The sequence below is a fragment of the Flagellimonas onchidii genome (assembly GCF_004804315.1).
GTDB lineage: Bacteria > Bacteroidota > Bacteroidia > Flavobacteriales > Flavobacteriaceae > Flagellimonas > Flagellimonas onchidii.
The window spans coordinates 66804-80791 of sequence record NZ_SRXX01000013.1 but is presented as its reverse complement, the minus strand read 5'-3'; the positions used below and the strand labels follow the sequence as shown (position 1 = coordinate 80791).

10 protein-coding genes are annotated in these 13988 nt (G+C 39.3%); 1 reads left to right on the top strand and 9 read right to left on the bottom strand.

The window, feature by feature from the left end; all coding sequences use genetic code 11:
* Window positions 1-178: 178 nt before the first annotated feature.
* The 8 genes from E4661_RS14150 to E4661_RS14115 form a co-directional block, all read right to left on the bottom strand.
* The gene (locus E4661_RS14150) at window positions 179-1576 is read right to left on the bottom strand and encodes an amidohydrolase family protein (protein WP_136468111.1); all 1398 of its coding nucleotides are present in this window, start codon (window positions 1574-1576) and stop codon (window positions 179-181) included.
* Between the two features lie 2 nt (window positions 1577-1578).
* Window positions 1579-3003, bottom strand: coding sequence for an amidohydrolase family protein (locus E4661_RS14145; RefSeq protein WP_136468110.1), 1425 nt, complete (start codon window positions 3001-3003; stop codon window positions 1579-1581).
* Window positions 3000-3581 (bottom strand): YdeI/OmpD-associated family protein, encoded by a 582-nt coding sequence (locus E4661_RS14140; RefSeq protein ID WP_240751486.1) that lies wholly within the window; start codon window positions 3579-3581, stop codon window positions 3000-3002. The genes E4661_RS14145 and E4661_RS14140 overlap by 4 nt, the downstream gene beginning before the upstream one ends.
* Before the next feature lies 1 nt (window position 3582).
* On the bottom strand, window positions 3583-5196 hold the full coding sequence (locus E4661_RS14135) for a M1 family metallopeptidase (protein ID WP_136468108.1): 1614 nt from the start codon (window positions 5194-5196) through the stop codon (window positions 3583-3585).
* A gap of 44 nt (window positions 5197-5240) precedes the next feature.
* Window positions 5241-6575: a M28 family peptidase gene (locus E4661_RS14130; protein ID WP_136468107.1), complete on the bottom strand. Its 1335-nt coding sequence runs from the start codon at window positions 6573-6575 to the stop codon at window positions 5241-5243.
* Between the two features lie 10 nt (window positions 6576-6585).
* Entirely contained in the window at window positions 6586-7089 is a 504-nt protein-coding gene (locus E4661_RS14125) for a VOC family protein (protein WP_136468106.1), read from the bottom strand.
* 118 nt (window positions 7090-7207) lie between these two features.
* Entirely contained in the window at window positions 7208-8389 is a 1182-nt protein-coding gene (locus E4661_RS14120; protein ID WP_136468105.1) for a nuclear transport factor 2 family protein, read from the bottom strand.
* Window positions 8386-10596 (bottom strand): bifunctional alpha,alpha-trehalose-phosphate synthase (UDP-forming)/trehalose-phosphatase, encoded by a 2211-nt coding sequence (locus tag E4661_RS14115; protein ID WP_136468104.1) that lies wholly within the window; start codon window positions 10594-10596, stop codon window positions 8386-8388. Before E4661_RS14115 ends, E4661_RS14120 begins: the two co-directional genes overlap by 4 nt.
* Before the next feature lie 100 nt (window positions 10597-10696).
* Here E4661_RS14115 and E4661_RS14110 point away from each other — a divergent pair, with 100 nt between their 5' ends.
* On the top strand, window positions 10697-12496 hold the full coding sequence (locus E4661_RS14110; RefSeq protein ID WP_136468103.1) for a glycoside hydrolase family 15 protein: 1800 nt from the start codon (window positions 10697-10699) through the stop codon (window positions 12494-12496).
* Here the strand turns inward: E4661_RS14110 and E4661_RS14105 are convergent.
* Window positions 12489-13934, bottom strand: coding sequence for a pyridoxal phosphate-dependent decarboxylase family protein (locus E4661_RS14105; protein WP_136468102.1), 1446 nt, complete (start codon window positions 13932-13934; stop codon window positions 12489-12491). The two genes, E4661_RS14110 and E4661_RS14105, sit on opposite strands and share 8 nt — an antisense overlap.
* Between the last annotated feature and the right edge of the window lie 54 nt (window positions 13935-13988).

Below are 13988 nucleotides of genomic sequence, written 5' to 3'. Positions count from 1 at the left end.
TTTCTTAAAAAGGTGTTAAGGGAAAAGGACTGTATAGATTAAAACTTCATACTATATGCCTTATTGATTTTTGATTTAAGTCTTCGTTTCTTAACTAATTACTTGGTTTTCTGATTTTGAATAACCATCCTTAATATATTCCCTACTAGTTAACTTACACGAATCACCTTCTTTGCATTTAGTTTTTAGCTGCGCTTTCAGCAATTTCTTTCAACCTATTTTCAATATCAGTACTGGAAATCCAGGTGCCACGGGTCATAACTCCGGAAACTTTTGTGTAATTCTTATGGTCATCCAATGGATTCGAAGCAAGAAGAATCAAATCAGCTTCGTTACCTTCTTTTATTTCACCAAAAGTGTTTTCCATCTCAAAAAATATGGCCGGATTGATGGTGGCAGCTTGAAGGATTTCCAAGGGTTGCATTCCCGCTCTAGCCATTCCTTGCATTTCATGCTGTACGGAAAACCCAGGGACGTTGAACAACTGCGGGGCGTCTGACCCCAAAAGTATTCCATAGCCATTGTCTTGAAGTTTTTTGATTAGGCTTTTCCGAATGGCATCAAATTGCTTCCATTGGGAAATATTAAAGCCCGAATTTTCCATAGTCTGAACTTTAACTCGTCTCCAATTTTCCAAGGTGGATTTCGGCATGTATTTCATTTCGGATTCTGTCAATAAGCTGTCGACATTAGCTGGTGCGAACCATCGCTCAAAGAGGCTTTGTGTGGGGACTATCCATACCTTATTATCTTTTGACAATTGTACCAATTCGTCAATTTTGGTGGTATCTGCCAAAAAAGTGAAGTTGTAGCCAAAAAAACCATTTGAAGAAGGATTCACATTTTCAGAGTTCGGGACCAATCCTTCCAAAAAACCATCTACGTGGTCGATGGTTGCAAATTTGCTCTCGAGCGCATGACGTATACCCACATCTACAGGAACATGACCGGCAAACCGGATTCCGACCTCATTGGCCGTTTTTACCAGCTGATCAAATACATTTCGCTGAATTCCAGGATGAATTTTCAAGAAATCATAGCCCGCTTTTTGATAAGCCGTTACTTTTTCAATGGCCTCTTCCTCTGTTTTTACGGAATTTCCATTGAGTGAAGGACTCGAAGTAAATATTCTTGGGCCTAAAACTTCATGATTTTGCACTTTTTTTCTAAGCTCTAAATGATTAGGATGTCCTAACATTCCCCGGATTGTTGTTATACCTTGTGATAAATACAGGAACAATACATCTTCTAAACGTTCTTTTGAGGTGGGGGGTTGGGGAATATGTGCATGCATCTCCGTCATCCCTGGAATAACAAATTGACCTTCGGCATCAATGACCGTGTTGTATTTTGAGAAATCATCAATTTCCTTGGCATTGATTTGCTTTATTCTCCCAGAGTCAATAAAAATGTTTTGGCCTGTTCTGACTTGCCCCGTTCGAACATCAATAATATTGGCCTTTGAAATGAGGATTACGGTAGGACTAATCTCTTCTTCCTGCTGTTTGGGTTGACATGAGCTTCCAAAGGTGCAAACAAGTAGGAGAAGGGTGATTTTTTTAAACGTAGCTTTCATTGTTACTGTATTTCGGATGCGTTCAAAAGGTCATTGAGTTGCTTTTCAGTAAATAGCGTTCCTCCTTTAAGTACCGCATATATTTTTTGAGTATTTTCAATATTTTCCAACGGATTGGCATCTAGAATTACAAGTTCGGCAATTTTCCCCTTCGAAATACTACCATAGTCAGTACTCTTTTTCAAAAACTTAGCTCCATTTGGCGCTGATGTTCGCAGAGCATCCAAAGGAGAAATTCCATTTTCGACCATTTCCTTTAGCTCCTCATGCAATGAAATCCCTGGATAGGTATAGGAATTATATGCCCCACTGTCTGAGCCTGCCAAAAGACCTACTCCCGCATCATTTAATGCCTTGGCAAGTTGACCAAAAAAGGCATCAAGCTTTTTTCGGTCCCTTCTTACTTTTTCAGAAGCATTTAATGCTCTATTGATTCGCCCCTGATATGTCTGTATAAGGCCATCCCCCATAAACTTTAAGTATGTATCGTCGCTGTGGTCTATTTCATCTAAATAACTCAAAGTTTTGCCAATATGAAGTGTGGGTACTACAAAGACCTGCTGGTCTTTTAACTTTTGAAATGTTTTTTGGGCGGTGCTATCGGCATAATTGTCCATGAGAGCGGGCATGGCTTGCCAAAACCCAATTTCTTTGGATTTAAGCTTTTCTGTAATTTCCACTTCATTGCTAGCGCACCCTTTCATAATATAATACAGATGCTCCACAGCGTCCAACCCTGCATCTATGGTTTCGTTAAGGGTTACTGTAAAAGGCATGTGTCCCGATGTTATCAAACCTCTGGTTTCAGCTTGTTCTATTGTTTTTAAGTAGTGTTCCCCAGAAATTCTACTATCGTACAGTTTTACAAAATCTACACGGAGTTTTTCCAGAGAATCCAATGCAGTGTTAATATCAGCTTCCTTTTCCACTTCCAAGGAACCGGCCCAAGTGGCATTAGGACCATCTATTTTAGATCCAGAGGTAAATATTGTTGGGCCTACCAGTTTTTCTTCGGCAATTTGATGTTTCCACTCCAAAACGGATGGGGTAAGATCACCTCCAGCATCCCTAACGGTGGTAATACCGTTGGCAATAAAGAGGTTTAAAAAGTTTTTGTTGTTTGAAATAAGGGAATCTCCACCACGCAAATGGATATGATTATCCCAAAAACCTGGGAGAAGATATTTTCCGGTTGCATCTATAGTGCTTTTCGCAATGTAATCTGTGTTATCATCGGTGTTAATAAGCGTACTTATCCGTCCATTATTAATATAAACATCCTGTAATTTGATTTGCCCGGTTTCCAAGTCAATTACATTGGTATTGGCAATGCACATATCCACGGATTGCTTTGGTTCTTTGTTTTGGCATCCTAATAAAATGAACAATGATGAAATATAACTCGCTATTTTGATTCTGTTTTTCATCTGCCTCCGGGGGTTCTAGATTTCATGTTGGCTTCGCAGCAATTAACGATTTCCTTAATCCTTTTCTGTCTGGTTTCTTCCCGTTTTGCTTGGTTTAACCAATACAAGTAGCTTTTACGTTGCCCATGGGTAAAGTTTTGGAAATTTTCAAATGCTATTTTGTTATTGTCGAAGGCCTTCTGTAGGTCTTGCGGAACAACACCGTTTTCAACATCATCTAAGGCTACCCATGAACCATTTTTTTTGGCGGTTTCAATAACAGCTAGACCACTTTTGTGCATCAAACCATCTTGAATAAGTTCTTTGATGTGGTTTTTGTTGACCCTGCTCCAAACACTTTTGGGTTTTCTTGGACAGAAGTATTGCCTGCGTTTACCATCTCCAAGACTTTTTACCGTACTATCAATCCATCCATAACATAGTGCCACTCGAACCGCCTCTTCCCAACGCATGCTTTCCATTTCATGATCGACTTTATAAAGAATTAAGTAGATTCCTTCAGATGTGGCATGGTTTGCACGGAGCCAGTGCCTCCACTCAGTATCATTCTTAAAATAATGTTCTGGATACGTTTTCAACCTAGATTTTTTCGGTTTCAATGTAAAAGTTGATATCAAATTCTGGGTTTGTTCCGTCCAGAGTTTCTGTTTTCCATTTAGAATTTGGGTATAGCCAATGTTCTTTTTCATCTACAAAAATTCGAACGGGCATATCAAAATTTTCCACAACATTGACATAGCGGTACTTTATGGTGTTTCCGTCGAGGGAATATTCCAATTTTGGAACCATGGTGGTTCTTAGGTATTGATTAAAGAAAGCAGAAAGGTCTATTCCGGTTTTTTCACTGATATAGTTTTCAATTTGTTCGGTGGTCACCGTTTGATGGTAAAACTCTTCATTCAAACCTCTTAGAATCTGTCTCCATAATTCATCATCCTCAATTAATTGTCTGAGGGTATGTAACATATTGGCCCCTTTGTAATACATATCTCCCGAACCTCTTTGGTTCACATTATATGGTCCAATTATAGGGCGGTCGTTTCGGATGTTGTCCCGAGTACCAATGACATATTCTGCAGAAGCTTTTTTTCCAAAGTGATAGTCCAAATACAAATTTTCCGAATAGGCCGTAAATGCTTCGTGTATCCACATGTCGGCTATGTCCTTATAAGTAATGTTGTTGGCAAACCACTCATGACCACCTTCATGGATGATGATAAAATCAAATTTAAGTCCCCAACCTGATTTGGATAGATCACGACCCAAATAACCGTTTTGATATTTGTTACCATAGGTCACCGAACTTTGATGTTCCATGCCTAAATAAGGTACTTCGACAAGTTTAAAGCTGTCTTCATAAAAAGGGTAGGGGCCAAACCAATGTTCAAAGGCCTCCAACATCATTGAGGTTTGTTTGAACTGCTCTTTCGCTTTTTTTAAGTTGTGGCGTAAAACGTAGTAATCTATATCAAGCTCTCCTTTTTCTCCTTGATATTTTTCACCAAAATGAACATAATCTCCAATATTTACATTAACGCAGTAGTTGTTGATTGGATTGGAAACAAACCAGGTATAGATTTTATCGTCCTTGTTTTCATCCACCCTACGAAGTCTTCCATTGGAAACGTTCATTAGGGGTTTTGGTACGGCAACACTTATCCGCATGCTATCCACTTCATCATACATGTGGTCTTTATTGGGCCACCAAACGCTAGCACCCAATCCTTGACAGGAGGTAGCGGCAAAGGGATTTCCTTTTTTGTCCCTATCCCATGAAAAACCACCGTCCCACGGAGCTCGAATGGCTTTTTTGGGTTCACCAGAATACTTTACCACAACATGATTGAACGCTCCGGGTACCTGCTTCTTTTTCAATTTCACAAAATGAGCAGCTCCTTCAGAAGTGAAATCAAGTTCTTCACCATCTTGAGAAATTGACAAAATCTTCAAAGGTTGTTGTAAATCAACTTGAAGTATATCAGATTCTTCCAATACTTTGTATCGTATTACGTTGTACCCACCTATAGTTTCGGTCTCTGGGTCAACCTTGATGTTCAAATCATAATAGTTTAAATCCCACCAAGCGCGTTCTGGGGTAATACTTCCCCTGAGGGTATCTTGTCTGGTGAAATTCTGAGCTACTGAAAAATGCATTGCGCCTATCAGTAGAATCAATGTAAAATAGTGTTTCATATGGTAGCTATCAAAACTTTTGGTATAGACCGAGGCGGTTTATATTATCTAAAAATCTTATTTGGAAAAGTTACAAGACTTTCATGCCCATCTTTTCCAACGGATGCAACTCCAAAAAAGAAATTGTCAATAACAATGCCATTTAACGTATATTCAGAAACGTCCTCCACATATCTTGAATTATCCCAAGTAGGAGAAGTGGTATCTCGCCAATAAATTTTATAGCCTACAGCGCCTTCTACCTTGTTCCATTTTAGTTTGGCCGAAGGTTCAACAATTCCACCGATTTCAACTGTAGAAGGAGCAGGGGGAGCCCAAGCAATGGAAGCCAGATTTATCGCATTAACGGCCGTCAATTTCTTTGCATATTCAAAGTTGACGTGTTCCAATACATCGCCATAGGCAATACCATCTTCTACACGAATATCTTGATGTTGTTGGGTATAATTTTCATGGGCCTCCATGATTCTGATGCCTGCGAAGCCCACATCGTTAAATGGACGGTGATGTCCGCCTCTCCCAAAACGGTCTAGACGGTAAATCATCATTGGATTCATTTCCGGCATATATTGTTTGGTGGTTTTGTGGACATATCTCGCCAATTGTCGTGAAATACCATCAACTTCACCACCATAAAAACGCCTTGCTCTGCGTTCGTCTTCGGTTTCAGTTGGTGGTACGGGTTCTGAGAAAATCCTGAAGTCTCGATTACTGACGACACCATCAACCCCAGTAATATTGCCTATCATATCATTATTGAGAATTCCGACAATGTCCCAACCCATTTCTTTGGCATAAGCAGCAAGACCCCTTCCGCCGAACAGTCCTTGTTCTTCTCCAGAAAGTCCGACATAGACAATACTGCTTTCAAAACTATATTTTGATAAAACCCTAGCAGCTTCAAGTGTTCCTGCCATACCACTGGCATTGTCATTTGCCCCGGGAGAATCGGAGGTGAAGTTGTTGGGGTCACTAACACGGGAATCGATATCTCCGCTCATAATGATAAATCGATTCGGAAATTTGGTGCCTCTTTGTATGGCAACTACATTAACTACCCAAACATCCTTGACAATTCTTGAACCTTCCTCTTCTTTAACCAAGTTCTTCTGGTAAAATACCTCTAGACATCCATTGCATTGTGAGGAGGTTTTCTCAAATTCTGATTTTATCCATCTTCTTGCGGCACCAATACCACGGGTTTGCGAAATGGTGTCACTTAAAGTATGTCGAGTTCCGAAGTTGGCCAAAGTGGTAACATCACTTTTGATTCGTTCGACAGAAACATTGTTGATGATATCATGTAACCGAGAATCTGTTTGGGAAAAAACTGGTGCAATACAAAATAGTACCGACGTTAAAATATAAAGCTGCTTCATTGTTTTGGTATTAATTTCCGATAAGCTCAATGAAAACCCCGTCGGGGTCTTGGACAAGTATAAAAGTTCTTCCGTCTGGCAATTCAATCGGGGTATCTCCCAACAATTTAATATTATGGTCTTTTATCCTTTGAAGCACTGCATCGACAGATTTTAGAAATATGGTGGTATATCTCATACCGTTGCGTTCTTGAATATGTTTTTCCGGATTGTTCTTCTGATTTTTGAAGGACATCAACTTGTATTCAGTGGCATTGGGGTCATCGTATAGTTTTAGCACTTTTACATCAAACGGAACCCCACCTGTCAATCCTGTGCTTTTGCCAATTGGTCCAGTTACGCTGAATTCTCCAGTTTGCTTCATACCAATTACTTTGGTGTAAAAATCTAGGGATGCGTCCAAATCCGAAACGATTACTCCCAAAGAGATATACGGTTTATCAAATTCAGTTTCTGTTTGACCCAGACATAAGGATGTTGAGATGAATAGGCAAATGAGTAATATTTGTTTCATTTGTGAATCATTTTTTAAAGGTCTATGAAAGTACTAAAAATAGCCAAAAGGATAGGATAAACGAAAGAACCTTGTGAAAATAGATGCAGAGAGTCATTTTCGAATATGTCGAAAAAACTTATCTCATAAAAGTGACTTTTGCAATCTTCCCATTTTCTACTTCGTAAATGGCCACTGCACTGAAATTAGAACCGTTGGCGGTTATAAATTCTTCGTCTATCACTTTATTGCCAATAACAATTCGATTTTTGATTTTACAATGCAGGTCAGGGGTGGATTCGAAAAATTCAGCATATCTATTTTTCATATCCGTCCAATTGTCCAAAAACAATTTGTTTGGATAATTGTAAAGTTTGATGTCATTTGAATACGTATACATAAAAGCCTCTATGTCCTTTGCATTGTATGCATCCAGTTGTTGCTGCACAATATTGGCAGGAGATTCTTCGGCTACAAATGCTAGGCGGGTCCTATTTTCATTTGTGGCGATTCTGCTAATGTTGTTGATTTCCTCTTCCTCAAAATACATGATGGGAATCCACTCAACATCATTTTCTACATTAAACTTCATTAATGACTTTCCCGCTCCAGTTAAGATGATTTTGGGATTTAACCAGCAAATATCCTCACTTTCCTTTGGAACATCCGAAATATAATTTATAGTTTCAGTGTTTGGGTCTATCGATTTTATTTGCCAAGGATTTTCCTTTTTACTGATATAACTGATTAAATCAGAATTTGGGATTTTAGAGAGTGAACGACCTATGTTTCTCTGTAGGGTACGATTGGTTCCATCCTTAAGATCACTCATCACTAAATCCAACCGATTGTCCACTAATACTGAAGAAATCAATTTGTGGTCACTATACCATATATGGTAACCAATTTTCATTTGATCAAGAATTGGAACGGATTCTCCAGTCTTCAAATCATATTCATAAAGGAGTTGCAGTCCATCTAAATCCAGCCGAATGGCAGAAACTGCATTTTTTCCTGGAATCTTTAATGGAGAATATTCACTTCCTGTGGGTGTATTGGAAATCCAAGAAGTTGTACTCCCGGCTTCAATATTGAATTTTTTGATATCGGTTTGTTCAGCCCTTGTTGAAGAGAAAAGTATTGTGTTGTTGTCCAAAAAAGACGGTTGGTTGTCGTATCCTTCGTTATTTGAAATGTTCTTTGGGTTGGTCAACATGGGGTTCCCGTTTTCCATTGATAAATCAAACAGATACACCTCGGTGTTCACTTGCCCATAAAAGGAAGCGCTGAGTAGCAAAGCGATTATGAATTTGGGGTTCATTTTGCAGCAAATCTTTTTAAAAGTGTTCTTACCCGTTTGGTGCTTTCAACATGATATTTGGCTTGGGTCTTTTTAAGCCCTACCTTAACCGTAACTGCCGAATCGGGAAGTTCTTGGAACATGAATTCATCAGTCCAATCATCACCGATGGCAAAGACAAAATCGTAATCGTCTTCTCCCAATATACGAACAGAAGCACGTCCTTTGTTTACATTGCTACTTTTTATTTCGACCACTTTGTTGCCATTAAGTACACTTATGTCATCATTTCCGATAAGACTGGTCAGAACGGTATTCAGTTCCGTGGCTCTTTTTTCCCCGAAATCTGGGTCTGTACTTCGATAGTGCCATGCCAAGGAGTAGTTTTTTTCTTCGATAAAAGAACCTGGTGTTCGGTCTACAAAAGACTCTAGAACGGGCTTGACTTTTTCCATCCACTCACCTTTTACTTGTTCCAAAAGTTTGAATTCTTCTCCATGTCTTGAAATCCAAACTCCATGCTCCACAATCATATTATATTTTTTGTGCAGAAACCATTTGGTAAAGGTTTGTTTGTCTCTACCACTAATAAGGAAAAGGGTCGTGTTTTCTTGGTTGTGAAGGTCGTCTAGCAACTGGTATAACTCTTCGTCTGGAGATGCTTTTTGAGGATCTTTGTGAAATCCAGTCAGCGTACCGTCATAGTCCAAAAACAATAGTCTTTTGCTGGATTTGGCATATTTTTCTCCAACTTTTTCGAGTATGGCTTCCGACATTTTTTTGGATTTATGGGTTTGCTCCCCTTCACTTTTTCGGTTCAAGGAACCCATAAATTCGTTGGCCCAGACCTCAACATTATATCGCTCCAATCTGTTTTGCAGAAACATATTTCGAGCTATTTGCTCTTCTTTGGGCATGGTAATGGCCTTTTTAAGCGTATCTGCCTGCTGCTCAAAATTGTTGGGATTGATCAATAGGGCTTCGTTCATTTCGTATGCCGAACCGGCCATTTCACTTAAAATGAGTACGCCAGTTTTGTCTATTCGTGTAGCAATGTATTCTTTAGCGACTAAATTCATTCCATCACGAAGCGGTGTCAGCCAAGCAATATCGCTGGAAGTATAAAGATCAATAAGATTTTCAAATGGTAACGAGCGATAAAAATACCATATGGGAGTCCAATTGACGGTTGACAGTTCACCATTTATTCTACCCACCAACTCGTCAATTTCTTTTTTGAGCAATTGATATTGAGGTACATTGGAACGGGATGGTACTGCCAATATTATCAACCGAACCTTTTCTTTGTATTCGGGATACTTGTTCAAAAAGTATTCAAAGGCATTAATGCGTTTTGCAATACCCTTACTATAATCCAACCGATCTATCGAAAGAATAAGCTTGGTATCAGGAGCCGAAGCCTTATGATCATCCAATTTTATTTGAAGGTCACTACGTTTTTCTTTGGTGTTCTGAGCATGGGCGATAGCGGCATCCTTGAATTTTTTGTAATCAATTCCCATAGGGAAAGAATCTACCTTGATTACCCTGTGATCCAAATAAATGTCATTAAAACTAACATCGAGTCCAAGAAGCCTTCTGACAGAGCTTAAGAAATGACGCTCGTAATCATATGTATGAAAGCCAATCAGGTCAGACCCTAAAAGTCCTTCCAAAACTTCTTCCCGCCAAGGGAGGGTCCTAAAAATCTCATAAGACGGGAACGGAATATGCAAAAAGAAACCGATTGAAGTATTGGGCCTTTGTTTCCTGACCATTTGCGGAACCAACATCAACTGGTAATCGTGCACCCAGATGGTATCACCCTCATTTGAATGGGCTATAATAGCATCGGCAAATTTTTGGTTTACGGTTTTATAAATATTCCAGAATTCCAATTCAAACTCCGAGTATTCCAGAAAATAATGGAACAACGGCCAAATCGTACGGTTGCTAAATCCGAAATAAAAACCTTCCATTTCTTTTGTGGTGAGGTTTACCTTGGCACAACCATGTTGTTTTAGAGCTTTGTCAATCTCCTTTTCAAGGTCAGCCGGGGTATCTTCCTCGGTAAGCCCGGACCATCCAATCCAAAGACTTTCCCCACCACTATGTACGGATTTCATGCCTGTCGCCAATCCTCCAACACTGGGAATGGCGTTTAGGCCACCATCACTTATTTGTAACTGAACTGGTAGTCTATTGGAAATAATTATAGTTTTACTCATGAAAGGTGATTTTAGGACAAAAATGTAATAAAATTCCTATTTTTTCGATTTATAATAAGATAAAAACCGTTATCAACCAACAGAAATACACATCCTTACCATGGACAACCTAAATTACGGAATAATTGGAAACTGTAGAAGCGCCGCATTAATTTCTGACACGGGATCTTTAGAGTGGTGTTGTTTGCCTCAATTTGATTCAACATCCGTATTTGCAAAACTTTTGGATACAAAAAAGGGAGGTAGCTTTGAAATCAGGACAAAGTATAACTACGAGATACATCAAAAGTATCACAGAAATACAGCAATCTTGGTAACACGTTATTCGGATGGAGAGAATGCTTTTGAGGTTCATGATTTTATGCCTAGGTACCATAAGCTTACTGGAAAGTACAATGCTCCACCAGAAATAGTACGATACGTAAAATACATATCAGGGGCTCCAAAATTTAGCGTGCTCTATGACCCAAAGCTTGAATATGCCCAAGGGCAGACAAGCCACCATATAAAAAAGAACTTTATTGTCAGTTTGACCAATAAGCAAAAGTATGACACCTTGTTCTTGTATACTTCTTTTAATAAAAGACAAGTTTTAGAAGGTGAAGAGATTACAATAAAGGAAGATGGCTACTTTTTGGTCTGCTACAATGAGAAAATTTTTAGACCTACAACCGAAAAAATATCCCTTGAGTTAGAGCGCACAAAAATTTATTGGTTGGATTGGGTTGACAGAACACCTACCTATAAGCAGTTTAATGCGGAGATTATGCGCAGTGCTATTACCCTTAAACTGCTCACTTATGATAAAACGGGCGCTGTTTTGGCTGCTGCAACCACATCTTTACCGGAAACCATAGGTGAGGTCCGAAATTGGGACTATCGATTTTGCTGGATAAGGGATGCTTCTATGGTGATAAAAGTAATGTCGGAATTAGGACATAAGAATTCCGCTAGAAGATACTTGCAATTTATCATTGATTTGATGCCTGACAAGGATGAGAAACTGCAAATAATGTATGGCATCAACAGACAAAAAACGCTTACGGAAAAGACCTTGGACCATTTGGAAGGATATAAAGGTTCTGCACCGGTCCGTATAGGCAATGCCGCTTATAAACAGAAGCAAAATGACATTTATGGTATTTTGATGGATGTTATTTACGAACAGTTGATGAAGTTTGAGAATGATATTGAAAATGGAGAGGATTTATGGAGTATTACAAAAGGGATTGTTTGGATCGTCAATAAACACTGGAGAGAGCCCGACAAAGGAATTTGGGAATTCAGAGGGGAAGATAGGCACTTTACCTTTTCAAAAGTGTTGTGCTGGGTTGCTATTGACAGGGCAATTAAAGTAGCCCGTATTTTTGGAAAGGAAAGAAAGATAAATGAATGGACTGCTCTGGAACAGGAAATAAAGCACGATATCCATGAACATGCGTGGAATCCAGAGGTGAATGCTTTTGTGCAATCCTATGGATCCCATCATTTGGATGCTTCCGTGCTTTTAATGGAGTCATATGGATTTATCCATGCCAAAGACCCAAAGTTCGTAAGTACTGTGCGTGCCATCGAAGAAGATTTGAACAATGATGGGTTGCTCTACCGATATAAAAATGAGGACGATTTCGGGCTTCCTTCATCTTCATTTACGATATGCACTTTTTGGTTTATCAATAGCCTGTTCAAAATAGGGGAAGAGGATAAAGCCTTGGCCTACTTTGAGCGCTTATTAGGATATAGTAATCATCTCGGACTATTTAGCGAAGACATCGATTTTGAAAGCAAGCGATTATTAGGAAACTTCCCTCAAGCATATTCACACCTTGCGTTGATAGAATGCGCTATCAACTTTTCAAGAAAAAAGAGCGAAGAGAAAATACTGGAATCTATTAGCTAGTTTTACTGGTCAAAAGTTTTTCGGCAGTGACTTGAATTTTTTTCAACAGCAAATTCAAATGCTCCATGGTGGTAAACGGATTCATTAAAGTGGTCCTGAGATAGTGAATGCCGTTAAATTTCGTCTGCACCAGATAAAATTCCCCATCCTCCAAAAGATGCTGTCGAATGGATTGATTCAATCTGTTTAGCTCATCTAATGGCAAATCGGGAACCATAAATCTGAAACACAAAATATTGGATTGGGGGTGTATCGCCAACTCAAAGTTTTCATGAGTTGTGAGCACCTTGGCAAATTCCTGAGCCAAATTGTACAAAACCGTTACGTTTTGGTCAAAAATATCTTCTCCATACATTTTGAGCAGTACGAACCAATGAAGGCTCATCATAGTTTTGGTGCATTCAAAGGTCCTTTTGCCTCCATTATACCAGTCCTCCTCATCAGTATCGGTCAACAAATAATCAGCTTTTTGACTAAAAGTGGTATGTGAGTGAGTACCCTCTTTAAAGATAAGCGCTGTGGTTATGGTAGGCATCATCAACATCTTATGTCCATCAATTACCACCGAATCTGAGTTTTCGATTCCCTTTAACAAGTGTTTGTATTTTTCAGAAAAGATAGCTGCCCCTCCATGGGCACCATCGACATGAAACCAAAGTCTGTATTTTTCTGCAAAGTTGGAAATGGCTTCTAAATCATCGTAGATTCCAGAAGCAGTTGAAGGGGCACTTCCAACGATGGCAAAAACTTTAATGCCCTTGTCTTTTGCATTTTGATAATAAGCTTCCAATAGGGACACATCCATGGTAAATTCTTTTGTGACTGGAATTTTGATGATTCCCTGTTCGCCTAGTCCCATAATTTTTGCAGCTCTATCTACGCAATAATGTGCTTCTTCACTGACCATTATTCCAAGAGGTTGTGAATGCCCAGCGTTCCATACATCATATTCCACTTTAGCTTTTCTGGCGGCCAAAAGTGAGGTAAGGTTAGCCAGCGTTCCTCCAGAGGTCAATATTCCCCTAGAATCGGTGCTATATCCTAATTTTTGACCTAACATGTCCGTGGTGATACGTTCCATAGCTGTTGGTGACATCCCCATTTCATATACGGCCATACCATTGTTCATCAAAGAGGCCAACATTCCAGTAAGGGCTGTGATAGGCGCAGGTGGGGCCACCTGATGCCCCACATATTTTGGATTATGGGTATGTGTGGTCCTTTCAATGACTTTTTTGAAGAAATCGTCTTTGTCTCCGTTTCTCAGAAAATCCTTCCACAAGTTGAGCTCGTTGTGGGGGTCATTCCAGCGGATGGCCTTACTGTTTTTATCGGAAATACTGTTTTGCAAATGCTCTGCTAACGTATCAATAAGTTTGTGGCCCATTTTTGAAAAGCTATCTGATTGGTAAAGGGCTTTAAGCAAATTTTTATTCATTGGATAAAGTTATGCTGTATATGGAAGGCTTCAAAATTATGTACAAAAAAACCG

Coding starts and splice junctions, on each gene's coding strand:
- E4661_RS14150 (WP_136468111.1), bottom strand. CDS start 1,576: ATGAAAGCTACGTTTAAAAAAATCACCCTTCTCCTACTTGTTTGCACC.
- E4661_RS14145 (WP_136468110.1), bottom strand. CDS start 3,003: ATGAAAAACAGAATCAAAATAGCGAGTTATATTTCATCATTGTTCATT.
- E4661_RS14135 (WP_136468108.1), bottom strand. CDS start 5,196: ATGAAACACTATTTTACATTGATTCTACTGATAGGCGCAATGCATTTT.
- E4661_RS14130 (WP_136468107.1), bottom strand. CDS start 6,575: ATGAAGCAGCTTTATATTTTAACGTCGGTACTATTTTGTATTGCACCA.
- E4661_RS14125 (WP_136468106.1), bottom strand. CDS start 7,089: ATGAAACAAATATTACTCATTTGCCTATTCATCTCAACATCCTTATGT.
- E4661_RS14120 (WP_136468105.1), bottom strand. CDS start 8,389: ATGAACCCCAAATTCATAATCGCTTTGCTACTCAGCGCTTCCTTTTAT.
- E4661_RS14115 (WP_136468104.1), bottom strand. CDS start 10,596: ATGAGTAAAACTATAATTATTTCCAATAGACTACCAGTTCAGTTACAA.
- E4661_RS14110 (WP_136468103.1), top strand. CDS start 10,697: ATGGACAACCTAAATTACGGAATAATTGGAAACTGTAGAAGCGCCGCA.
- E4661_RS14105 (WP_136468102.1), bottom strand. CDS start 13,934: ATGAATAAAAATTTGCTTAAAGCCCTTTACCAATCAGATAGCTTTTCA.